Below are 23,109 nucleotides of genomic sequence, written 5' to 3'. Positions count from 1 at the left end.
TTCAGCGGAACCCGTTCCGGCGCCAGTCGAAGAAGAAGCGCAGCGTCAGGCTCCCAGCGACGAGGGGAGCCGCTGAAGCTGCACGCCCTGCGCTGACAGCTTTTGGATTCACCCATCTGCTCGATGGCTGTTCCTCTCTCAAAGAGATGGTGACGTGAGGCGCGACGGGCTCACTCTCCTAGAAGGCAGGGCGATCGCATATGCCAATTTGCTTGTCAGAAACCCGCTGGCACCCCCCCGTCATCCCGGGTCCGCGTAGCGGAGCCCGGGATCCAGAAACACAAGTAGTGCAGGACTTTACACTGTCAGCGGCTCTGGATTGCACGCCTCTGGCGCGGCCCTCCGGGTCCGGGCTCGCCTGTGGCGACGCGGAATGACGGTGTGGTGTCATATGCGATCACCCTGCCTGGAAGGAGAGGGGACCCGAGCGGCCCGCGAGATGTGGGAGTATCGCAGACGGAGACGCTTTGGGCGTTCGGGAAACGCAGATGTGGCCCGTCCATCCCTGGCGCGGGGGAGACAGGTGCTCCATCTAGGCTTTCAGCCAAAACCGGAGCCCGCACATGACCGCACGCCTGTTCGAGCCTCTGTCTCTCGATGGCCTGACGCTGCCCAACCGCATCATCGTCGCCCCCATGTGCCAGTATTCGGCCCATGCGGGCCAAGCGGGCGATTGGCACCTGATGCATCTGGGGCAGCTCGCCATGTCGGGCGCGGGCCTACTGACGCTGGAAGCCACCGCGATCTCGCCGGAGGCGCGCATCTCGCCCACCGATCTCGGCCTCTACTCGGACGAGACCGAGCTGGCGCTGGGCCGGGTGCTCGATGCGGTGCGGCTCCGTGCGCCGATCCCCATCGCGATCCAGATCAACCATGCCGGTCGCAAGGCCTCGAGCCGCGCCCCCTGGGACGGCGGCTCGCAGATCGAGCCGGAGATGCCGGACGGCTGGCGCACGGAGGCGCCGTCAGCCATCGCCCATGGTGAGGGTGAGGTGCCGCCCCACGCCCTCGACGCGGAGGGCCTGAAGCGCATCCGCGACGGGTTCGTGGAGACGGCGAAGCGCGCCCTGCGCATCGGGATCGACGGGTTCGAACTCCACGGCGCCCATGGCTACCTGCTGCACCAGTTCCTCTCGCCGCTCTCCAACAGCCGTACGGATGCCTATGGCGGCAGCCTCGCGAACCGCATGCGCTTTCCGCTGGAATGTTTCGAGGCGGTGCGCGAGGTCGTGCCGGCCGGTAAGCCGGTCTGGATGCGGGTCTCGGCCACCGATTGGGTCGAGGGCGGCTGGTCTCTCGACGAGACCGTGGAACTGGCCCATGCGCTGAAGCGGCGCGGTTCGGCGGCGATCCACGTCTCCACCGGCGGCCTCTCGACGCGCCAGGAGATCCCGCTCTCGCCCGGCTATCAGGTTCCCTTCGCCGAGCGGGTGAAGGCCGAGACCGGGCTCACCACGATCGCGGTCGGCCTCATCACCGAGGCGGCCCATGCGGAATCGATCCTGGCCGAGGGCAAGGCCGATGCGGTCTCGCTCGCCCGCGCCATGCTGTACGATCCGCGCTGGCCGTGGCATGCGGCGGCCGAGCTCGGCGCCCAGGTGAGTGCGCCCAAGCAGTACTGGCGCTGCCAGCCGCGTCAGTTCAAGACCCTGTTCCGCGACACCCAGTTCGGGCAACGCTGACCCGATTTCAGGCAAAGACCATGGACGACGACATCACGACGATCACGGTGCAGCGCGTCCGCTACGACGAGGAGAACGGCATCAGCCTGATCTCCGGCGCGGATGACGAGGAGGAGCCGGCCGGCTACTTCATCATCCAGATCGAGAAGGGCGACCCCGACGGGCCGCTCATCGAGATTTTCGGCGAAGACCTCACCCAGTCCGACGGGGTGACGGCCTTGGAGATCGGCGTGCGCCACCTGCTCTTCAGCTTCGAGCCGACGAGCCTCATCGGCGCGGAGATGCCGATGGTGCGGATCGAATCGATGACGGAGATCGCCGAACTCGCCAAGGCGCGGCTCAGGGTCGCCTTCGGCAAGCGGACGCGGCTGGCCTGATTCGGCCACCCTATTTCGCCACCGCCCCCACCAGCGGCCCCAGCGGCCGGCTGATGTCCGACCGGTTGATGCCCGGCGCGTAGAGGCTGGACACGCTGCCGTCGAGGAACAGCGCGTTGGCGCAGCCGAGCGTGTCCTTGAACAGGCGGGCGAAGGAACCGAAGGTCACGGGGCGCTCGGAAATGGCGAAGATGGCGGTGCGGCCGTCGTCGCGGACGCCGACGCCGTTGCGGATCTTCTGGCTCGGCCCGTCGGTGGAGATCTTCGGATGGATCTTGCCGTCGATCACCAGCATCGGCCCCGATTGAGTGGCGAAATCCGGCTTGATCTTCTGGCGCAGGTAGCGCGCCGTGTCGGCGACGCCCGCGCGCTCGCCCTTCACGTAGAAGATGCCATTGGGCTTGAGGTGAAAGTTGCCCGGCCCGTTGGCGGTGGAGACGCCCTTCATCTCGCGGCCCTCCTCCACATAGAGGCCGACCGGCGCCTGGCCCTTGTCGTACATGCCGCCATTCATGGCGAAGCTGAGCTTCGGCCCGATCTTCTCGCCCAGCGTCGACAGCGACGAATAGGGCAGGCCGTCGGCGCCGAGCCAGAACACCCGGACCCGCTCGCGGCGCAGATCCACCGTACAGATCGTGAAGGTCTCGCCCTCCGACTGCACCGCCTTACACGGAGAGGCTGTGGCGGGCGCGGCCCGCGCAGGTAGGGGAGCGAGTCCGGCCACGCCCGCGAGGAGCATGGCCCCGGCAAAGGCTCGGGCAACAGCACGGGCAAGGTTGGGTCGCGTTGACGTCATCGGTGAATCCCGGGGCGAACGAACCGTCCGCCGTCCCATGCGGACGGCGTGGCGCGGGGTGTCCTCGCCCGAAACCGGAGGCGTTTTCAAGGCGTGACGGTCGCCCGTCTCACCGAGCTGTGATCGGCACGGCCGGTGCGGGACAAAATGCGCCATGAACCCTTTGCGGAGCCGGGGCGTTCTGCAACCACTGGGGACAAGAACCTGTCTTTGGAGACAAGACGATGAAACGCATTGTTCTGGCAGCGACCGCGATGGTCGGCGCTCTGGCGATGATCCCGGCGACGGCGGAAGCCCGCGGCTGGGGCGGCCATGGCGGCGGATTCGGCCATGGTGGCGGGTTTGGCCATGGCGGCTTCGGCCGCGGTGGATTCGCCCATGGCGGCTTCGGCCGCGGGGGCTTCGGTCACGGCGGCTTCGGCGGCTATCGCGGCGGCTTCCGGAGCGCGGGCTTCGGCTATCGCGGCGGCTGGGGTGGGCATCGCGGCTACGGCTGGCGCGGTGGTTACGGCCGTGGCTACGGCTACGGCCTCGGCGGTCTCGGCCTCGGTGTGGGCCTCGGCCTCGCCGCTGGCGGACTCTATGGCGGCTACGGTGGCTATGGCGGATACCCGGCCTACGGGTATGGTTACGCCCCGGCCGCTTATGGCGGATACGGCGGTTACGGTGGCGAATGCTACACCGTCCCGCGTACCCGCTGGACTCCGTACGGACCTCGCCGGGTCCTGGTCGAGCGCTGCTACTGAGCCGGTCTCGTTCGAGAAGACTTCAATGGGAAAGGGACCGCCTCGGCGGTCCCTTTTTCGTTGCCCCCTCGGCCAACCCATACGCTATCGCCGGCCTCGCTCGTCCTTGCGCATCGGCATGGCATCGATAGTGGAAAACAGGCGGGGAGCCGGGATCGGGGCGGCTTCGACGAGCTTCGCATCGCCGTCCTTGCCCACCAGCACGACACGGAAGTCCCGGTCCCCGATCCCGAAGCGGTTGCGGATGCTTTTGGCCTCGGCGCCTGTCCCGATCGCCTCCACCACGACGAGGTCGCGCTCCGCGTAATCCGCCCGTCGCGCCCGCGCCTCGCGTCTCTGCGCCTCGATCCGCGGGTCTTCACCGTCCGGAGCGACGATGACCAGAACGCGTGATGTCCAGCGATGGGCGGCGAGGGGATCTTCGGCGAGTGCCTGCGACGCAAGGCCGGACATGGCAGCGATACTGGCGAGGAGAAGCGGGCTGGCCATCCGGGTATACCGATCGGGGTGACGGGCATGTGCCCATGGGCGTCAACGCCGCTCGGCGCGGGCGGTGCCCCGGCCCTGCGACGGGAACACCCCGAGCCAGATCGGCCTTGTCGGGTTGTCCCTCGATTCCCGCACGCCCGTTCAGCGGATTCGTCATCACAACCGGAGCGTCAGATCATGGTCGCCGTGAACCGCAGCATCGTCCTCGCCTCCCGTCCGCACGGAGAGCCGACCGCCGCGCATTTCCGGCTCGAGGAGAGCCGCACACCGACGCCGGGGGAGGGGGAAGTGCTGCTCCGCAACCGCCTCCTCTCCCTCGATCCCTACATGCGCGGACGGATGAGCGCGGCGAAATCCTATGCCGAGCCTGTCGCCATCGGCGCGCCCATGGTCGGGGCCACCGTATCGGAGGTGGTGGTTTCGCGGCATCCGGATTTCCACGAGGGCGACGTGGTGACCGCCTTCGGGGGCTGGCAGGATTTCGCGGTAACCAAGGGACAGGGGCTGCGCAAGCTCGATCCAGAAGCGGCGCCGGTCAGCACGGCGCTCGGCGTCCTCGGGATGCCGGGCATGACCGCCTATACCGGCCTCCTCACCATCGGGCAGCCGAAGGCGGGCGAGACCGTCGTGGTCGCCGCCGCTGCCGGGCCGGTAGGCTCCCTCGTCGGCCAGATCGCCAAGCTGAAGGGCGCGCGCGCCGTCGGCATCGCGGGCGGTCCTGAGAAATGCGCCTACCTCACCGACGTGCTCGGCTTCGACGCGGCGGTCGATCACCGCACCGACGACCTGCCCGGCGCGCTTGCCGCCGCTTGTCCCGACGGGATCGACGTGTATTTCGAGAATGTCGGCGGCGCGGTGTTCGACGCCGTGCTGCCGCTCCTCAACGACTTCGCCCGCATCCCGGTCTGCGGCCTCGTCTCGGGCTACAACCTCACCGAATTGCCTTCGGGGCCGGACCGCAGCCCCGTCATCATGCGCGCCATCCTGACCAAGCGCCTGACCCTGCGCGGCTTCATCGTGTGGGATTTCGCCGACCAGGAGGAGGAGTTCCTGAGTGAGGTCGGAACCTGGCTGAGAGAAGGGCGCATCCAGCATCGGGAAGACATCGTCGAAGGACTGGAGGCGGCGCCGGAGGCCTTCATCGGACTGCTGAAAGGCCGGAATTTTGGCAAGATGCTGGTGCGGATCGCGTGACCAGCAGGTGCGCGATCCTTGCGCGCCAAAACGAACAAAGATAGAACATCGACCTGTGATCGGTGGGGACAAATTCGCCCTCCCGATTGCGGGCCGCCTGTCCGACGTTCATGAAGGGCGAACGGGACGGACGGCGCGTGAGGCCCTTCCGTCAGTGAGATCGATCGAGAGGAGAGCGGCATGGCCGGCAGCGTCAACAAGGTGATTTTGGTGGGCAATCTCGGGCGCGACCCCGAGACCCGGCGCCTCGCCTCCGGCGATCCCGTGGTCAACCTGCGCATCGCCACGTCCGAATCCTGGAAGGACAAGGCCTCGGGCGAGCGCAAGGAGAAGACCGAGTGGCACTCGGTGGTGATCTACAACGAGAACCTCGCCCGCGTGGCCGAGCAGTACCTGCGCAAGGGCTCGAAGGTCTATATCGAGGGCCAGCTCCAGACCCGGAAATGGGCGGACCAGTCCGGCGTCGAGAAATACACCACCGAGGTGGTGCTCCAGCGCTTCCGCGGTGAACTCACGCTCCTCGACGGTCGTAGCGGCGGCGGAGAAATGGGCGCCGACGACGAGGGCGGCGGCCAGATCAGCCGTGGCGGCGATTACGGCGGCGGCCGTGGCGGGGATCGCGGGGGAGACCGGGGTGGCGATCGCGGCGGGGAATACGGCGGCGGCCGTTCCTCGGGCGGCGAGCGTCGGCCGGCGGCGAGCACCTCGAAGCCCAATTACGACCTCGACGACGATATCCCGTTCTAGGGATCTGCCGTTCCCGTCAACGGCATCCGACGGACGGGAAGCTAGGCGTATCGGCCTCCACCCGGCCCGCTCACGGCGAAGATAGTCACATATCTCGCGGGCAGCGCGGGTCCCCTCTCTTGGAAGGAGAGGGACAGGGTGAGGTGTGTGACCTTTCCGGAGATGGACCACACCTCACCCCAGCCCTCTCCTTCCAGGAGAGGGAGTGCTGTCGCGCCTCATATCGACCGCTCGTGAACCGGGGAACAGACGTCGAGCAGCTCGATAAATTCAAAAGACGCTCACTGGAGCGGACGGACGGGCGCCCCGATAGCGAACAGGCATCAGGCGTCGGGTTGCGACGGCCCGAGCCGCACCATCGCCGATGCGACCTCCAGCAGGGTTTCCCCGGTCAGATCCGGTGCCTCGAGGTCCGGTGAGTACGGCACGCCACGAGCGACATAGCCAGTCATGAGGCCGGCGATCCTGGCGCCGTGGAGGTCCCAAGGGTGGGTCGCGATCATCGCCATCTCGCTCGGGGCGAGGGCGGCGGCCCGCGCGGCATGGCGGTAGACCTCGGGGCGCGGCTTCGAGAGCTTCACCTCTTCGATGGAGAAAACCCGCTCGACGAGCCCCTCCATGCCGGCCGCAGCGAGCAATCCCCTCGTGGTCGCGGCTGCGCCGTTGCTCAGTGCGAAGACCCGGATGCCGGCATCGGCCAGAACCTCGAATGCCGCCTTGGCGTCCTCGTGCGGCGGAAGGGCCTTCATCATGCCGAGCAAAGCCGTCTTGTCCTCCGGCGAGGCGGAGAGGCCATGCATGGCGAGCACCTCGTCCAGGCACCCCGACAGCACGGACTGGAACGGCGCAAAGGTGCCTGTCGCCGCCAGGGCGAACATGTCCCGCAGGCCGGCGGTGTAGAGGAAGTCCAGGGCGAGGGGCGGCAAGCCCATCGCCACCAGGGCGGGCCGCATCGGCTCCATGCTGAACACGGTGCCGATGATATCGAAAGCGACGGCTTTCGGGCGAACGAGCATGACTTTGCCCCTGTCGATGGATGCGGCGGGATCGATGGCGTCGGGTAACCGGCCCAGCGGTCTGTGAGTTCACACGAACCGTGCCTTCGTGCTTCCATGGGCACGATCGAGCAGGGGAGGCGAATCGATGCGCGTCATGGTTCTGGTCAAGGCGACCACAGACAGCGAGGCGGGGATCATGCCCTCCCTCGACCTGCTCACCGCCATGGGCGAGTTCAACATGGAACTCGCCAAGGCGGGCATCCTCCTCGCCGGCGAGGGCCTGCACCCCTCCGCCAAGGGCAAGCGGGTCGCCTTCGATGGTGCCTCCCGCACCGTCAGCGACGGCCCCTTCGCCGCGACCGGGGAACTGGTCGCCGGCTTCTGGCTCTGGCAGGTGAAGGACATGGAGGAAGCGCTCGACTGGGTGAAGCGCTGTCCCAACCCGATGCCCGGCCCGAGCGAGATCGAGATCCGGCCGCTCTACGAGATGTCCGATTTCGCGGGCGCTGCGGCGGGGTGAGGAGCACGAGGCTCCGACCCCACCATTGCAGGCCGTCTCGCGACACTCCGACCTGGGCCCCGGATCGGGTTCGGCCGCGCCTCAACCCATTCGGGGAAGAGGCCGGGAAACAACCGGCGCTCATGCGCTGAAATCGGCGTGGCAAGCGCTTGCGACGCATGGGGTTTGTCGATGTCGTCGCGACATGTCCGGCGGTGGCGCAGCGGCACCGGATGGCGTATGAAGGACGTCCGAGCCAGGACGTGACGCGGCCGGCCTTTTCGAGGCCACGCGGAACGCCCCGCCCCCCACTTTCCGTAGCGCCCGTCGCTCCACGCGGACCCGGCCCGCCGGGACCGTCACAGGCAGAGATCGAAGACCTTGGCAGAGAAAGACGATACCGGCGCCGGCGCGACGCCGCCCGCCTCGGACATCAAGCCCGTTTCCATCACCGACGAGATGCGCCGCTCCTATCTCGATTACGCCATGAGCGTGATCGTGAGCCGGGCTTTGCCCGATGCGCGGGACGGCCTGAAGCCGGTGCACCGGCGCATCCTCTACTCGGCCTATGAGAGCGGGCACCTGCCCGAGCGGAAATACGTCAAGTCGGCCCGCATCGTCGGCGACGTGATCGGTCTCTACCATCCGCATGGCGACCAATCGATCTACGACGCCTTGGTCCGCATGGCCCAGGACTTCTCGATGCGGCTCATGCTCATCGACGGCCAGGGCAATTTCGGCTCCGTGGACGGCGATCCGCCGGCGGCCATGCGCTACACCGAGTCGCGTCTGGCCAAGCCCGCCAACGCGTTGCTCGCCGATATCGACAAGAACACCGTCGACTTCCAGCCGAACTACGACGAGTCGCGCGAGGAGCCGAAGGTTCTGCCCGCGCGCTTCCCCAACCTCCTCGTCAACGGAGCGGGCGGCATCGCGGTGGGCATGGCCACCAACATCCCGCCGCACAATCTCGGCGAGCTCATCGACGCCTGCATCGCCCTCATCGACGAGCCGGGCCTGACGATCGAGCAGCTGACCGAATACGTCCCCGGCCCCGACTTCCCCACCGGCGGCTCGATCCTCGGCCGCGCCGGCGTGCGGCAGGCCTACGCCACGGGCCGCGGCTCGGTCATCATGCGGGCGAAGTCCCATGTGGAAGAGCTTCGCAAGGAGCGCGAGGCGCTGATCTTCACCGAGATCCCGTATCAGGTGAACAAGGCGACTCTCATGGAGAAGATCGCCGAGCTGGTGAAGGAGAAGCGGGTCGAGGGCATCTCCGACCTGCGCGACGAATCCGACCGCGACGGCATGCGCATCGTCATCGAGATCAAGCGCGATTCGATGGCCGACGTGGTGCTGAACCAGCTCTACCGCTTCACACCGCTGCAATCCTCGTTCGGCTGCAACATGGTGGCGCTGAACGGCGGCCGCCCCGAACTGATGAACCTGAAGGACCTGCTCACGGCCTTCGTCGACTTCCGCGAAGAAGTCGTCTCCCGTAGGACCAAGTTCCTGCTCGGCAAAGCCCGCGAGCGCGCCCACGTCCTGTGCGGCCTCGCCATCGCGGTGGCCAATATCGACGAGGTCATCCGCCTCATCCGCACCTCGCCCGATCCGAACACCGCCCGCGAGGCGCTGATGGGCCGCCATTGGCCGGCCCTCGACATCGCGCCGCTCATCGCCCTGGTGGACGACCCGCGCCACCGCGTGGACGAGAACGGCAATTACCGCCTGTCGGAGATCCAGGCCCGCGCCATCCTCGACCTGCGCCTGCAGCGCCTCACCGCTCTCGGCCGCGACGAGATCGGCGACGAGCTCCAGAAGCTCGCCGACGAGATCGCCGACTACCTCGACATCCTGCGCTCGCGCCTGCGCATCATGACCATCGTCAAGGACGAGCTGCGCGAAGTGCGCGAGGCCTACGCCACGCCGCGCAAGACCATGATCCTCGACTGGGATTCGAACGTCGAGGACGAGGACCTGATCCAGCGCGAGGACATGGTCGTCACCGTGTCCCATGCCGGCTACGTCAAGCGCGTGCCGCTCTCGACCTACCGGGCCCAGCGCAGGGGCGGCAAGGGCCGCTCGGGCATGTCCACCCGAGACGAGGATTTCGTCACCCGCCTGTTCGTCGCCAGCACCCATACGCCGGTCCTGTTCTTCTCGAACCAGGGGCAGGTCTACAAGGAGAAGGTCTGGCGCCTGCCGATGGCCGCCCCCAACGCGCGCGGCAAGGCGCTGGTTAACATCCTCGCCATGGATGCGGGCACGGAGCGCATCACCACGATCATGCCGCTGCCCGAGGACGAAGCCTCCTGGGAGACGCTCGACGTCATGTTCGCCACCGCCAGCGGCGGCGTGAGGCGCAACAAGCTCTCGGACTTCGTGCAGGTGAACCGCGCCGGCAAGATCGCCATGAAGCTCGATGAGGGCGACCACATCGTCCACGTGGAGATCTGCCGCGCCGACCAGAACGTCCTGCTCACCACGCAAGCCGGCCAGTGCATCCGCTTCCCGGTGGAGGATGTCCGCGTCTTCAAGGGCCGCGATTCCACCGGCGTGCGCGGCATCAGCCTGGCGCAGGACGACCGCGTCATCTCGATGACGATCCTCAACAGCTTCGATGCGACGCCCGAGGAGCGGGGCGCCTTCCTGAAGATGCAGCGGGCCGTGATCGGCGACACCGAGGGCGGCGATGCCGATTCCGAGGACATCGCCACCGATGCACCGCTTCTCTCCCAGGAGCGCTACGCCGAAATGGGCGCCGCTCAGCAATTCGTGCTCACCCTCTCCGAGCGCGGCTTCGGCAAGCGCAGCTCGTCCTTCGAGTATCGAATCTCGGGTCGCGGCGGCAAAGGCATCACCGCCATGCGGGTCAACCCGCGCAACGGCAACCTCGTCGCCTCCTTCCCGGTCCAGCCCTCCGACCAGATCATGCTGGTGACCAATGCCGGACAACTCATCCGTGTGCCGGTGGACGATATCCGCATCGTCGGCCGCGCCTCGCAGGGTGTCACGGTGTTCAACACCGAGAAGACCGAGCGCGTGGTCTCCGTCGAGCATATCGAAGGTGAAGGCGAAGGTGAGGACGATGCCGGAGAGGTGACGGCAATCGATCCCGCAGGCGACGCCACCTGAAGACGGCCCTGTTCAGGCCGGTCTGGAATCGTTCGAGACCAGTCTGAACATTGTCGCGGGGAATGCCGGTCGAGTCGCAAGACTTGGCCGGCATTCTCGTTTCGGTCACTGATCTTCGGTGTTGCAGCCAAGTCATATCCGGCGCCGCGATGCATCGATAAGTTCAGCCTCAGAGAGATATCGCTCCACGATCCGCGCCGGACCGAACGAGACGTTCGGCGCAGCGTGGAGTTGCGAAAAGGCTCTGACGTTCCGGCACTTCGCTTGGCGAATCCATAAGCCGGACGTCGTCGACCAGACTTCGAAGACCGAAACTTCGGGCGGGCGCTCCATCGGGGCATCCGCCCTTTTTCGTGCGCCGGTCCATTACGGGGAGGATTCGCTTTCGGGCCGGGCTGGTCGCGGGCGGTTCCGTTTCGAGGCGAAATGCTCTACGCCCACCGGTGATGATCCGCACCGCGCTCTACGCTGGCTCTTTCGATCCGGTCACGAACGGACACCTCGACGTCATCCGTCAGGCATGCCGGCTCGTGCAGCACCTGGTGATCGCCATCGGCGTGCATCCGGGCAAGGCCCCCATGTTCTCGCCCGAGGAACGCGCGGATCTGCTGCAGGCGACCTGCGCCCCCCTGGCGGAGGCCGAAGGCGCCAGCCTCGACATCGTGACTTTCGACGATCTGGCGGTGTCGGCCGCACGGCGCTCGGGCGCCAGCATCTTCATCCGCGGCCTGCGCGACGGCACGGATCTCGACTACGAGATGCAGCTCGCCGGCATGAACGGTGCCATGGCGCCGGAGGTGCAGACCGTGTTCCTGCCCGCCTCAACCGGCGTCCGGCCGATCACCGCCACCTTGGTTCGCCAGATCGCGGCCATGGGCGGCGATGTCTCGCCCTTCGTTCCTCCCCTCGTGGCGGAACGGCTCGCCGCGCGCTTCACGCAAGCCTGATCCCTTCCATCCACCTCTTTCAACGGACCGGAGACCGCCCCCTCATGACTCATCGGACCCTCCATCGGCGGACCGCCTTCCTGTCCCTGGCCCTCGCCGCCATGATCGGGTTCGCGCCCGTGGCACGGGCCGCCGACGACAACACGGTCTATCTCGACACCAAGGATGGCCGCGTCACCATCGAGCTGCGTCCCGATCTCGCGCCGCAGCACGTGGCCCAGCTCAAGACCCTCATCAAGAAGGGCTTCTATGACGGGCTGAAGTTCCATCGCGTCATGGACGGGTTCATGGCCCAGACCGGCGACCCGAAGGGCAACGGCACGGGCGGTTCGTCCCTGCCGAACATCCCGGCCGAATTCTCGCAATCGCCGTTCCGGCGCGGCACGCTCGGCATGGCCCGCTCGTCGGATCCGAACTCGGCGAACTCGCAGTTCTTCATCTGCCTCGGCGATGCGCCGTTCCTGAACGGCCAGTACACCGTGATCGGGCTCGTCTCCTCCGGCATGGATGTCGTCGACAAGATCAAGAAGGCCGCCGCGGGCGCTCCGGGCGGCGCGGTCCAGAACCCCGACAAGATCGTGAAGATGCAGATGGCCCAAGGCGCGAAATGAGCGGAGGCGCGACAGTGAGGCGCCCGACGCGCCTCGCCGTCGCCGCGTCGGCGGTCGCCATCCCGTTCGCGGCGGCTTTTGCAGGAGCCGCCCTGGCAGCGTCCGGCCTGCCCCTGGCGCTGCCCGAGTCTCTGCGCTCCACCGTGCAGGTGCCGGAGGGTGGCATCGCCGTGAATCCGGCCGACACGCTGAAGGATCTCTATCCGAGGCTGGCCGCCTGCTGGGAGATACCGCAGGGCCTCGCCGGCTTCCCGCGTACCGAGATCACCGCCCGTTTCGCGCTCCGCCGCGACGGGTCCGTCATCGGCGAGCCTCGCATCACCTTCTCGATGCAGAATGCCGATCAGCGCGGCAGGGATATCCTGACCCGCTCGACCCTCGACGCGATCCGGCGCTGCACGCCGGTCGCGATCACGCCGGCGCTCGGCGCCGCCATCGCGGGGCGCCCGATCGCCCTGCGGTTCATCTACCAAGGTCCCCAGGGACAAGGAGTCTGACCCCATGGCCGATACCGAAACCCTCATCCTCGAAACCACCAAGGGCCGCGTCGTCATCGGGCTGCGCCCGGATCTCGCCCCCAACCATGTCGAGCGTCTCAAGACGCTGGCGGGACAGGGATTCTACGACGGCGTGCCGTTCCACCGCGTCATCGACGGGTTCATGGCCCAGACCGGCGACCCGACGGGCACCGGCTCGGGCGGTTCCGACCTGCCGGACCTGAAGGCCGAGTTCAACGACGAGCCGCATGTGCGCGGCACCTGCTCCATGGCCCGCACCAACTTCCCGCATTCGGCCAATTCGCAGTTCTTCCTCTGCTTCGGCGATGCCCGCTTCCTCGACAAGCAATACACCGTCTGGGGCAAGGTGACCGAAGGCATGGACGTGGTGGACAGCCTCAACAAGGGCGAGCCGCCCCGCTCGCCGGACAAGATCGTCAAGGCCACGGTCGGCACCGCCTGAGCCGGTCGATCCGTCGATGAAAAGGGCGTCCGCGCGTGACCCGCGCGGACGCCCTTTCTCGTTTGTGGGGCCCAGCTCCCCGCGTTACATGAAAACGGCGATTTTCCTGTAACGCGGGTACGAGCCATGCCGTCCATCGATGCCGCCGCGCAGACGGTCTTCGCCGATCTCAATCAGCGCTGCGCCGATGCGGAGTTCGACCGCGACTTTCCCGAGAACGGCAAGTTCATCAGGCGCACCATCAAGGCGCGCGAATACTGGTACTATCAGGGCTACGATGCCGCCACCGGCACGAAGTCCAACCGCTATGTCGGCACGGTGGCGGATTCCGAGACCACGCGGCGGGTCGAGGCCCATGACCGCCAGCGGGTCGATTACCGCACCCGTATCGACGCGGTTCGCATGTTGCGGAGCGCCGGGTTTCCGACCGCGGACGCCCTGACGGGCCGGGTCGTCGAACGTCTGGCGCAGGCAGGCTTCTTTCGGCTGCGTGGGGTCCTGGTCGGCACGGTGGCGTTCCAAACCTATCCGGGCCTCGTCGGAGAGCGCCCGATGAGAGCGCTCAGGACCGGCGACATCGATCTCGCACAGGATTACGGCATCTCGGTCGCGATCGGAGAGAGCATGCCTCCCGTTCACGAGGAACTTCAGGCCGTAGATGCGAGCTTCCGTCCGGTGCCGAACCTGTCGCTGCCGGACCGCACGAGCGCTTTCGCGAACGCCGATGGGTTTCGGGTGGAGTTTCTCGTCTCGAACCGCGGCTCGGACGATCTGACCGGCGCGCTCGTCCCGGTGCCGGCCCTCGGCGGTGTCAGCGCCCAGCCGCTTCGCTGTCTCGATTTCCTCATCAGAGACCCTGTTCGCTCGACGCTGCTCCATGCCGGCGGGATCTCCGTCACGGTGCCAGCTCCAGAGCGCTACGCCGTTCACAAACTCATCGTGGCGAACGAGCGGACCGAGCGTGAGAAACAGGCGAAGGACCTAACTCAGGCAGGCTTCCTGATCGCGGCCCTGGCCAGGAACCAGCCCGTTGCTCTGGCAGCCTCCTGGGTCGAGGCGTGGAGCCGAGGTCCCTCCTGGCGCCGTCACCTAGAAACAGGCGTCGCTCGCCTCGACGAGACCGGGCGCATCGCCATCACGCAAGCCGTCTGCGCGCATGGCGGAATACTGGGCTACGAGCCGACGCAGGTCGGGTTTCCCGCATCTCCTGCGTAGCGATCACCGATCGGCCTGACGAAGCAGCGTTTCCGCCAGCGCCAGATCCTCCGGCGTGTTGATGTTCAGGAATGGGTCGAGCGGTTCCGCCGGCCAGTCCACCGCCACGGCCCCGTGGTGGCGGAGGAACGCGCCGACGCGCCGCTCGCCGCGTTCCACCAGGGCCGTCCGAAGGTCCTCGCGCAGGGACACGGCCCAGAGCGCCACGGTGAAATGCTCCCGCCCGGCCGATGAGGCCATGGCGATGGGGGAGCCGGACAGTCCGGTCCGGAGGCGGTCCACCAGGTCGAGGGGCAGGAACGGCGCGTCGCCCGTGACGCTGGCGACATGGGTAGCAGAGGGGTGGCGCGCGGCCGCGTAGTCGAGGGCGGCGAGGATTCCCGCGAGCGGCCCCGGATGGTCTGGCACCCCGTCCGGCACGATCGGGCCGGGGAATTCCGGGAACCGGGCCGGGTCGCCATTGGCGTTGAGGACGATGCCGAGACCGCATTGCGGCGCGAACCGCTCAACCACCCGGTCGAGCAGGCTGCGGCCCGCCAGAATTCTCAGCGGCTTGTCGCCGCCGCCCATCCGGCGGGACAGACCGCCGGCCAGGATCACGCCGAGCACGGGCTCCACGCCGGGCTACTCGATGACGATGCGCGGCGCGGCGCGGGGGGCCGGCCCGCCGGTGAGGTTGGCCCAGAGCTGCGCGGCGATGCCGCGATAGACCTTCGCGTGCGGCCCGTCCGGGTCCACCGCCACCACGGGACGGCCGGAATCGGAGGTCTCCCGGATGGTCATGTCGAGCGGGACCTCGCCGAGGAACGGCACGTCGAGCCGCGCGGCCTCGTCGCGGGCGCCGCCATGGCCGAAGATGTGCGAGGCATGGCCGCAATTCGGGCAGATGAAGGTCGCCATGTTCTCGATGACGCCGAGGATCGGCACCGAGACCTTGCGGAACATCGTCACCCCGCGCCGCGCGTCGATCAGCGCGAGATCCTGCGGCGTCGAGACGATGACGGCCCCGGAGAGCGGCGTCGCCTGGGCCATGGTGAGCTGGGCGTCGCCGGTGCCCGGCGGCATGTCGACCACGAGGATGTCGAGCTCGCCCCAGGCGACCTCGCGCAGCATCTGGGTGATGGCCGACTGCACCATCGGGCCGCGCCAGATCATCGCCGTCTCGGGCTCGATGAGGAAGCCGATGGACATCACCTTGATGCCGTAGCCGTCCATGGGCGCGAGCAGACGCTCCTCGATCACTTTCGGCTTGCCGGACAGGCCGAACAGCTTGGGCACCGAGGGGCCGTAGATATCGGCATCGAGCAGCCCGACCTTCAGCCCCTGCGCTGAAAGAGCGAGGGCGAGGTTGCAGGCGGTGGTGGACTTACCGACGCCGCCCTTGCCGGAGGCGACCGCCACGATGTGGCGCACGCCCGGCAGCGCAGGGCCGGTGCGGGGAGGGGCGGGTCGTCCCGGCTGAGGCGGTTGCGGTGCCGCGGCCTGGGTCGGAGGGGCGGGCTGGTTCGGGCCGCGCTCCGAGGTCAGGCTCGCGAAGACGCCGGAGACGCCCGCCATGGCCAGGACGGTGCCCTCGGCCTTGCGCCGGATTGGCTCGAAACGCTCAGCCTCGCTGGGGTCGATCAGGATCGAGAACATGACCCGGTTGGTGGGGTCGACCACGACCTGGGACAGGCGGCCCGATGCGGGCAGCGTGGTCCCGCCGGCATCGACGGTGACGGCGGACAGCGCCTTGAGCACGTCGTCGCGAGTGATGGCCAAGATGTTTCTCCAGGCAAGACTAATGGGCGGGCGGCCCGAACGTTACCTTGCATGTAACCGACGGCAATCAGAACGCCAGACCCGTTGCGGTCTCTACCCTCCGATATGCACGGAGCGGGCGGCTTCAGCGCCGGCGCTCGGGCGGGATGGCCATGAGGTTGCACCGCTCCATCGGGCCCCTGACCACCGACCCGTCGCCGCGCCGATACATCCCATTGCGGAGATGGCGGCATCCGGGCGGGCCGGGGAGACGCTTCACCCGCTGGATATGGACGCTGCCGTAGCGCCGGTTCGAGAAATCGTGGCCGCCGATCCGCACGCCGGGACCGAAGCGGACTTGCGCCGCGACGGGCGCGGTGAGGAGGGGAAGGGCGCAGGCCGCACCCAGGAGCAGGTTGAGGAGGAACAGGCCTGGGATTCCCTGGATCGGGACGGGCAAAGACATTCTTCCTCTTCTCCGAACGGTGCTGAACCAAGCGAGCCCTGGCCCGTTGTGAGTGCAGCCTTCAGGGCCGGCCCGCGACCGGGACATCCGTGCCCTGAGACGGACGACAGATCTTCAGGAGACCCGTTTCATGCATCAAGGCAACCACCGCGACCACGAGGGCGCGAAGAAGCTGTTCGAACTCGTCAAGGACATCAAGGTCGCGATGATGACCACGGCGGATCAGGACGGGAAGCTCTACAGCCGCCCGATGTGGAGCCAGGATACCGACGAGAACGGCGACATCTGGTTCTTCACCAAGCTGCACTCGCCGAAGACCGCTGAGATCAGCAAGGACAACCAGGTCAATCTCGCCTATTCTGACCCGTCGAGCCAGACCTACGTCTCCATCGCCGGCAAGGCCGAGATCGTCACCGATCAGGCCCTCGTCGACGAGAAGTGGAGCGAGAGCATGAAGACCTGGTTCCCTAACGGCAAGGACGACCCGGAAGTCGCGCTCATCCGCATCCACCCGGAGAAGGGCGAGTATTGGGACAGCCCCAACGCCACGGCCCTGCACATCTACGGCTACGTGAAGGCCGCCCTCACCGGCGAATCGCCCAAGACCGAAACCAAGAAGGTCGATCTCGCCTGATTTTTTTGACGGGACGGACAGTGGGGCGGTCATCCGAAGCTGGGTGGCCGCCCTTCTGCGTGAGGAGGCATCGAGCAGTCGCCACCGGCGCCTTCTCATGGAAGGCAGGTCGGTGGCAGACATCGATTTGCTCGACGAAAACCCATTTATCGCCCCCGTCATCCCGGGGCCGCGCAGCGGAGCCCGGGATCCAGAAACACAATCGGTGCACGACTTTGCACCGCCAGTGGATCTGAATCGCGCGCCGCTGGCGCGCCCTCGGGTCAGGGCTTGTCGGCAGCGATCCGGAATGACGATGTGACGCCATCTGCAATCTCCCTGCTCGTAAGAAGAGGGAGCCTGCAGCTTACCTCGCCCTCCGGGGACACGAAAAAGCGGTCGGCGTGAGTCCCAGGCTAGACTTGGCCAAGCCGGGCAGGGGAACCGATCTAAGCTCGAGCCAACCGTAGGATCAGTTAACGATTGGCCTGCGGCGTTTCTCTCACGCCGTCATGCCGGGCCGCCGAAGGCGAGCCCGGACCCGAAGGGCTAGGCCCCAGGCATACCATCCGGAACCCGAGGCTTTGCCATGTCACCCCAGGGCGCGGCTCTGGATTCCGGGCTCCGCTGCGCGGCCCCGGAAAGACGGAGATGGGCCAGTGAACGTCATGCCATACCGCTTCGACATGAGATCGACCCCCGCCATTCACCGCCCGTCCGATTGACTCGCGCCCGAGGCCCGTGCGCTCTTCGCCGGCGAGCGGGCGCCCGGGTCCCGCGCTGGATCCCTCCCGACCATGCTCGATCTCGCGACGCGGGTTTACAACCACAATTTCAAGATCGACCCGATCATCCGGTCGCTGCTCGATACCGATTTCTACAAGCTCCTGATGGCGCAGACGATCTTTCGCCGCCATCGCGACGCCGACGTGACCTTCGGCATCCAGAACCGCAGCCGCTCCGTCCGCATCGCCGATTTCGTCGATGTGGGGGAATTGCGCGAGCAGCTCGATCACGCCCGCACCGTTCGCCTGAGCCGGGGGGAATCGACCTGGCTGCGCGGCAACACCTTCTACGGCAACCGCCAGATGTTCTCAGCCGACTATATGGATTGGCTCGAAGGCTTCCGCCTGCCGGACTACGAACTCGAGGCGCGCGACGGACAATACGTTCTCACCTTCCACGGTCCCTGGATCGAAACCACGATGTGGGAAGTGCCGGCGCTCGCCATCCTCAACGAGCTGCGCTCGCGCGGGGTTCTGCGCGGGCTCGGCAAGTTCGAGCTGCAGATCCTCTACGCGCGGGCGATGACGAGGGTCTGGGAGAAGATCGAGCGGCTGAAGCGCCTGCCGGGCCTCTCCATCGCCGATTTCGGCACCCGCCGCCGCCACGGATTCCTGTGGCAGGATTGGTGCGTCGAGGCGATGCGCGAGGGCCTGGGCGAGGCCTTCCTCGGCACGTCGAACTGCCTCATCGCCATGCGCCGCGAGGTCGAGGCGGTGGGCACCAACGCCCATGAACTGCCGATGGTCTACTCGGCCCTCGCCGAGGACGACGAGGCCCTGGCCCAAGCGCCCTACGACGTGCTGCGCGACTGGCAGCAGGATTACGCCGGCAACCTCCTGGTGATGCTGCCGGACACCTACGGCACCACCGGTTTCCTGGCCCATGCGCCCGAATGGATGACGGCCTGGACCGGGATCCGCATCGATTCGAAGGACCCGATCGAGGGCGGCGAGGAGGCCATCGCCTGGTGGGCGTCGCGCGGCTGCGATCCGGCCTCCAAGCTCGCGATCTTCTCGGATGGGCTGGATATCGAGACGATCGAGGCGATCCACGCGCATTTCCACGGGCGGATGCGCATCGGCTACGGCTGGGGCACCCTGCTCACCAACGATTTCCGCGGGCTGGTGCCCGATCACGGGCTCGATCCGATCTCCATCGTCTGCAAGGTCATCGCCGCCAACGGCCGGCCGACCGTGAAGATCTCCGACAACCCGTCCAAGGCCATCGGCCCCGCCGACGAGGTCGCCCGCTACAAGCGCATCTTCGGCATCGGCGAGATGGCGGAGATGCCGGTCATCGTGTGAGGTTTGCCGAGAGGGGCCCTCATCCAGGCATGCGGGAGACGGGCGGCGTGCCGTCCGTCTCCCCTGTCAGGCGCGGAGGAAGTCCGCGATCAGCGCCGGCGCGGCGGCGTCGAAGCCGACCACGTCGAGCATGCCGGCATCCTCCGGGTCGGCGATGCTGAAGCCGTTGGAGACGAGCCCCACGACCACGAGCTTGGCGTCGATCCCGGTCTTCCGCCGGTACGCGCGCAGGGCCTCCACCGGGTGGACCGGCCCCGCCCACGTCTCCGAGTCGGTGTAGACCACGAAGGCGTCGGCCTTGACGTTCCGCTCGAGGGCCCAGCGCATGGGCAGCGAGCAATCCGTCCCACCGAAGGGCAAGTCGGCCGTGGCCGCCACCGCCGCGTCGAGCCGCATCGACGGCCCGATCGGCAGCGCGGTCAGCGCCGTGCCCTCGTTCCGGCGCCGGCCGGCACCGGCCGTGAAGCCGACGACCTGCCAGTGCTCCTCGGTCGCCGCGGTGACGAGCGCCATCGCGGCGGCCGCCTCACGCGGGGTGAGCGAAGACCCGGCCACGCCTCCCGTCGCCATGGACCCCGACACATCGAGGGCCAGGACGATACGCTTGCCGGTGGGCGTCACCGACGCGAACGCCGTGTAGAACGCGGCGTTCAGCGCCTCGACGATGGCGGCCACCGGCTCCCAGGAGAGCCGGCCGCGCTCACCGCGCCCCGACGCGTAGGTCTTGAGCGCCATGAGCAGCGCCATCGGATGGAGGCGCGCATCGAGGATGCGCGTCCGGTCCGACAGTACCGCCCGGACATGCTCGGTCCCCTCCGAGAAGGGGGCGAGCACGCCCGAAGCCGTGAGCCGCCCGAGCTGACGCACGAGGGCTCCCACCGGCATGCGCTCGATCAGCGCCTCGTTCACCGCACGGCTCGTCATCAGCTCGGTCGGCAACGCCTCCCACGGCAGGCCGTGCGTGCGGATCATCGCCGCGGCCGAAGCCCCGTTGACGCCCGGCGCCTGCACCGAGGCGAAGGCGTGGACGAGCGCCGGTGCCGCCTCGGCCAGGGTGCCGCGGCAGATCCAGTCGAACAGGGCGGCGCGATCCGGCTCACCCGTCTCCGGATGAGCCAGCCGCAGCAGATCGCGGTGCGACCAGCCGTTGCGCGAACGATACTTCACCGCCTGGTAGGCAAGGGCCTCCACGGGGCGGGCGACGTACCAATCGGCCACCGCGCGGCGCAGGCCACGGCCCCAGCCGCGCATCGCCTCGACGGCGGACGCGAACTGGAACAGGTGCGTACCCGTGCGGCAGACCCGAGGAAGGGCGGCCAGGGCGGCCCGGCGGGTGGCGAGGGCATGCTCGCCCTCCGCCGAGGCGGCGAGCGCCAGGGCGAAGATCGCCGGATCCTGCTTCGGAGCCCGTCCGGCCTCGCTCACCGCCACGATGGCGGCGACCACGCGCGGGCCGTCTTCCGCGAGGCACCGCAGCACGGCCCGGGCATTGTCGCGCGTCAGGGCGACGGGGCCGGCATAGTACGAGCCGCCCTCGGAGCCGAGCACCAGGAAACGGTCGAGCCGCGTCCAGTCGCTCACCGGGAAGGCGTGTCCGCCGGCCGAGTTCGGCACGGTACGGGGAATGGGCTCCGACTGCGGATTGCGCCGGAGCGAGAACAGCTTGGCATAGGACATCATCGCTCGCTCCTTCCTCCACGGGGCCTCGTGCCCGGTGGTTCGTTGGGGCCGCGCGGGCATGGGTCAGTGGCAGGAGGGGTCTTTGCTCTACCGTCTGAGCTACGGGCATCGCTGCCCGGCGGGAGTCGAACCCGCGACACAAGACGTCGATAATCCTGCCGCGTCGGCCCGCGCGGCCGATGGGGTGATCCGCTCGCCGATCCGGGTCGGCCATGCGGGCATGTGTTCGAGGGACGGCGTCATGAGCTTCGGGACCGCGACGGCCCCGGCGGAATTCGAATCCGCAACCTCAGCGAGGCGAGCCCCGCGGCGCTCTACCGATAACCGTCCCCTGTCGGCCCGCACGGACCGCTCGGGTTCCGGCGCGGACGCTCGGACGCGAGCCAGGAGGCCCGCACCGCGCGAAGGCGACGGAAACGTCGACGATGAGGGATTGTCGGTGAACCCGGCCTATGGCCGCGCGGACATGGTCGAGGCGAACGGATCGGCCGCGAGGCCGTCGGGGGGTCGAACCCCAGGGCTCGAAAGCCCTTCATCCCAAAGATAACCGTTCGTCAGCGGCCCGCGCGGAGCGCCGGATCAAAGACGGGTCGGTCGCCGGCTTTCGCCCCCGTGACAGGCGAACGCGGCGACGCTTAGGTCGACTTTCTTCATGCGTTGCTCCGTCCGTGGCAGGGACCGAATGGCGAGGGACGCGGACATGTCGAATGGGGCTCGGGCGGTTTCACATGAGAGGTGATAACCGAGCCCCCGCCGGCCCGCGCCGGTGAGGCAATCTGGTCTGCCGGTCATGAACGATCGAGGACGACTGGGCCTCGAGGCCCCCACGGCTCGCGACCGCGGACGTCGGAAATGGTGCGATAACCCTCGATCACCGGCCCGGTAGGCCGATGGCGGGGTGATTAGAGTTGCGCTCCGGTCCAGTCAAGCCGAAACTTGAAAAATCTTACAGTTCGGTCCATCTCCTTCGCATGATCACATCCGCTCAGATCCGCGCCGGACGCGGGCTGCTGAAATGGACGCAAGGGACGCTCGCGGCGCGGGCCTCCCTCTCCATCGTCACTCTCAACATGATCGAGAGCGACCAAGTCGCCCCGCGCAACCGGACGCTCGACGCCATCCGCAACGCCCTCGAAGGGGAGGGCGTCCGTTTCATAGGCGACGAGGACGAAGGGTTCGGGGTGATGTTGCGGGCGCGGCCGGCACGGGCCGCATGAGCCGCCGCATCGACCTCAACGCCGATCTCGGCGAGGGCTACGGCCCCTACACGCTCGGCGACGACGCGGCGCTCCTCGATCTCGTCACCTCGGCCAACGTCGCCTGCGGCTTCCATGGCGGCGATCCCGCGATCATGGTCGCCACCGCCTCGGCGGCCAAGGCGCGCGGCGTGTCTATCGGCGCCCATCCGGGATTTCAGGATCTGCGCGGCTTCGGCCGTCGGGTCATCGCCGAGAGCGCGGGGGAGATCGAAGCCGGGGTGGCCTACCAGATCGGCGCGCTCCAGGCCTGTGCGGCCCTCGGCCATCATCGCGTCACCCATGTGAAGGCGCACGGAGCCCTCGCCAACCTGTCGAACTCCGACTCGGATGTGGCGAAGGCTCTGGCGCGGGCGGTCCTCGCCGTCGACCGGACTCTGCCTCTGGTGGTGATGCCGGGCCTCGCGGCCGAGCGCGCGGCTCTCGATGCCGGTCTCGCCGTGGTGCGGGAGATCTATGCCGACCGGGCCTATGCCGACGATGGGCAACTCTGCGCGCGCTCACTTGCTGGGGCCGTGATCCACGATGCGGCCGAGGCGGCGGCGCGGGTCCGCCGCATGGTGGAGGAGGGCGCGGTGATCACCCTGTCCGGCCGCCGGATCGCGGTGTCCATCGACACGATCTGCGTCCACGGCGATACGCCACGAGCGGTCGAGACGGCGCGCGCGGTCAGGCTCGCCCTCGGAGAAGCGGGCTTCGCACTGGCCGCGTTCAACGCCGCCTGATGCCGGAATGAATGCAAAGCTTCCAGGAAGCAGGGATCGTTTCCCGCCGATACTCCGTTCCTCATGGCGATTACGCTGGCGAGATTGCCGCGACATCGTGTGCGTAGCGTTGAGACGGAACCGACATGGCGACACCCACC

General features: G+C 67.8%; 23 protein-coding genes. 16 read left to right on the top strand and 7 right to left on the bottom strand.

The annotated features are described in order from the left end of the window. The first annotated feature begins 563 nt into the window (after window positions 1–563). Entirely contained in the window at window positions 564–1,682 is a 1,119-nt protein-coding gene (locus RQI43_RS01860; protein ID WP_311274002.1) for an NADH:flavin oxidoreductase/NADH oxidase, read from the top strand. 20 nt (window positions 1,683–1,702) lie between these two features. Beyond that, a complete protein-coding gene (locus tag RQI43_RS01855; RefSeq protein WP_056433621.1) occupies window positions 1,703–2,059 on the top strand; it encodes a hypothetical protein in 357 nt (118 codons plus the stop codon). A 10-nt stretch (window positions 2,060–2,069) separates the two neighbouring features. Here RQI43_RS01855 and RQI43_RS01850 read toward each other — a convergent pair whose 3' ends face one another. Next, window positions 2,070–2,798 (bottom strand): phosphodiester glycosidase family protein, encoded by a 729-nt coding sequence (locus RQI43_RS01850; RefSeq protein WP_311274105.1) that lies wholly within the window; start codon window positions 2,796–2,798, stop codon window positions 2,070–2,072. Between the two features lie 281 nt (window positions 2,799–3,079). On the opposite strand from RQI43_RS01850, the gene RQI43_RS01845 reads away from it, so the two are divergent. Further along, a complete protein-coding gene (locus RQI43_RS01845) occupies window positions 3,080–3,601 on the top strand; it encodes a hypothetical protein (RefSeq protein ID WP_056433616.1) in 522 nt (173 codons plus the stop codon). 84 nt (window positions 3,602–3,685) lie between these two features. Here the strand turns inward: RQI43_RS01845 and RQI43_RS01840 are convergent, their stop codons facing one another. Continuing rightward, window positions 3,686–4,090, bottom strand: a complete 405-nt coding sequence (locus RQI43_RS01840) for a DUF4174 domain-containing protein (RefSeq protein WP_311274001.1) — start codon at window positions 4,088–4,090, stop codon at window positions 3,686–3,688. A gap of 177 nt (window positions 4,091–4,267) precedes the next feature. On the opposite strand from RQI43_RS01840, the gene RQI43_RS01835 reads away from it, so the two are divergent. After that, a complete protein-coding gene (locus RQI43_RS01835; RefSeq protein ID WP_056433610.1) occupies window positions 4,268–5,284 on the top strand; it encodes an NADP-dependent oxidoreductase in 1,017 nt (338 codons plus the stop codon). 180 nt (window positions 5,285–5,464) lie between these two features. Next, the gene (ssb, locus tag RQI43_RS01830; RefSeq protein WP_056433608.1) at window positions 5,465–6,031 is read left to right on the top strand and encodes a single-stranded DNA-binding protein; all 567 of its coding nucleotides are present in this window, start codon (window positions 5,465–5,467) and stop codon (window positions 6,029–6,031) included. A gap of 323 nt (window positions 6,032–6,354) precedes the next feature. Here the strand turns inward: ssb and RQI43_RS01825 are convergent, their stop codons facing one another. Further along, a complete protein-coding gene (locus RQI43_RS01825) occupies window positions 6,355–7,047 on the bottom strand; it encodes an HAD-IA family hydrolase (protein ID WP_311274000.1) in 693 nt (230 codons plus the stop codon). Window positions 7,048–7,174: 127 nt separating this feature from the next. Here RQI43_RS01825 and RQI43_RS01820 point away from each other — a divergent pair, with 127 nt between their 5' ends. From RQI43_RS01820 to RQI43_RS01790, 7 genes are all read left to right on the top strand, one after another. Continuing rightward, window positions 7,175–7,549 carry a YciI family protein gene (locus RQI43_RS01820; protein ID WP_056433603.1) on the top strand — a complete coding sequence of 125 codons (375 nt, stop codon included), beginning with the start codon at window positions 7,175–7,177 and terminating at the stop codon, window positions 7,547–7,549. Between the two features lie 360 nt (window positions 7,550–7,909). Beyond that, complete coding sequence (gene gyrA / locus RQI43_RS01815) at window positions 7,910–10,666, top strand: DNA gyrase subunit A (RefSeq protein WP_056433600.1); 2,757 nt, start codon at window positions 7,910–7,912, stop codon at window positions 10,664–10,666. A gap of 446 nt (window positions 10,667–11,112) precedes the next feature. Further along, window positions 11,113–11,613, top strand: a complete 501-nt coding sequence (gene coaD, locus RQI43_RS01810; protein WP_311273999.1) for a pantetheine-phosphate adenylyltransferase — start codon at window positions 11,113–11,115, stop codon at window positions 11,611–11,613. Between the two features lie 44 nt (window positions 11,614–11,657). Continuing rightward, window positions 11,658–12,224, top strand: a complete 567-nt coding sequence (locus RQI43_RS01805; protein WP_311273998.1) for a peptidylprolyl isomerase — start codon at window positions 11,658–11,660, stop codon at window positions 12,222–12,224. Beyond that, window positions 12,221–12,721, top strand: coding sequence for a hypothetical protein (locus tag RQI43_RS01800; protein ID WP_311273997.1), 501 nt, complete (start codon window positions 12,221–12,223; stop codon window positions 12,719–12,721). The genes RQI43_RS01805 and RQI43_RS01800 overlap by 4 nt, the downstream gene beginning before the upstream one ends. A 4-nt stretch (window positions 12,722–12,725) precedes the next feature. Then, window positions 12,726–13,184 carry a peptidylprolyl isomerase gene (locus tag RQI43_RS01795; RefSeq protein ID WP_018043013.1) on the top strand — a complete coding sequence of 153 codons (459 nt, stop codon included), beginning with the start codon at window positions 12,726–12,728 and terminating at the stop codon, window positions 13,182–13,184. A gap of 126 nt (window positions 13,185–13,310) precedes the next feature. Continuing rightward, window positions 13,311–14,399: a GSU2403 family nucleotidyltransferase fold protein gene (locus RQI43_RS01790; RefSeq protein ID WP_311273996.1), complete on the top strand. Its 1,089-nt coding sequence runs from the start codon at window positions 13,311–13,313 to the stop codon at window positions 14,397–14,399. 3 nt (window positions 14,400–14,402) lie between these two features. On the opposite strand, the gene mobA is transcribed toward RQI43_RS01790, so the two are convergent. From mobA to RQI43_RS01775, 3 genes are all read right to left on the bottom strand, one after another. Continuing rightward, a complete protein-coding gene (gene mobA / locus RQI43_RS01785) occupies window positions 14,403–15,017 on the bottom strand; it encodes a molybdenum cofactor guanylyltransferase MobA (protein WP_311273995.1) in 615 nt (204 codons plus the stop codon). 6 nt (window positions 15,018–15,023) lie between these two features. Beyond that, window positions 15,024–16,160 (bottom strand): Mrp/NBP35 family ATP-binding protein, encoded by a 1,137-nt coding sequence (locus RQI43_RS01780; protein ID WP_311273994.1) that lies wholly within the window; start codon window positions 16,158–16,160, stop codon window positions 15,024–15,026. 124 nt (window positions 16,161–16,284) lie between these two features. After that, entirely contained in the window at window positions 16,285–16,605 is a 321-nt protein-coding gene (locus RQI43_RS01775) for a hypothetical protein (RefSeq protein WP_311273993.1), read from the bottom strand. A 130-nt stretch (window positions 16,606–16,735) separates the two neighbouring features. Between RQI43_RS01775 and RQI43_RS01770 the strand changes: the two genes are divergently transcribed. Continuing rightward, entirely contained in the window at window positions 16,736–17,239 is a 504-nt protein-coding gene (locus RQI43_RS01770) for a pyridoxamine 5'-phosphate oxidase family protein (protein WP_056433585.1), read from the top strand. A gap of 776 nt (window positions 17,240–18,015) precedes the next feature. Then, window positions 18,016–19,308, top strand: coding sequence for a nicotinate phosphoribosyltransferase (gene pncB / locus RQI43_RS01765; RefSeq protein ID WP_311273992.1), 1,293 nt, complete (start codon window positions 18,016–18,018; stop codon window positions 19,306–19,308). 66 nt (window positions 19,309–19,374) lie between these two features. Here pncB and RQI43_RS01760 read toward each other — a convergent pair whose 3' ends face one another. Beyond that, window positions 19,375–20,988 carry a TROVE domain-containing protein gene (locus RQI43_RS01760; RefSeq protein ID WP_311273991.1) on the bottom strand — a complete coding sequence of 538 codons (1,614 nt, stop codon included), beginning with the start codon at window positions 20,986–20,988 and terminating at the stop codon, window positions 19,375–19,377. A gap of 971 nt (window positions 20,989–21,959) precedes the next feature. Between RQI43_RS01760 and RQI43_RS01755 the strand changes: the two genes are divergently transcribed. Then, the gene (locus RQI43_RS01755) at window positions 21,960–22,205 is read left to right on the top strand and encodes a helix-turn-helix domain-containing protein (protein WP_207411386.1); all 246 of its coding nucleotides are present in this window, start codon (window positions 21,960–21,962) and stop codon (window positions 22,203–22,205) included. Beyond that, complete coding sequence (locus RQI43_RS01750) at window positions 22,202–22,969, top strand: 5-oxoprolinase subunit PxpA (protein WP_311273990.1); 768 nt, start codon at window positions 22,202–22,204, stop codon at window positions 22,967–22,969. Before RQI43_RS01755 ends, RQI43_RS01750 begins: the two co-directional genes overlap by 4 nt. Window positions 22,970–23,109 lie beyond the last annotated feature (140 nt).

The sequence above is a fragment of the Methylobacterium sp. WCS2018Hpa-22 genome (assembly GCF_031843785.1).
Lineage (GTDB): Bacteria > Pseudomonadota > Alphaproteobacteria > Rhizobiales > Beijerinckiaceae > Methylobacterium.
This window is presented reverse-complemented; position numbering and strand designations above follow the sequence as displayed.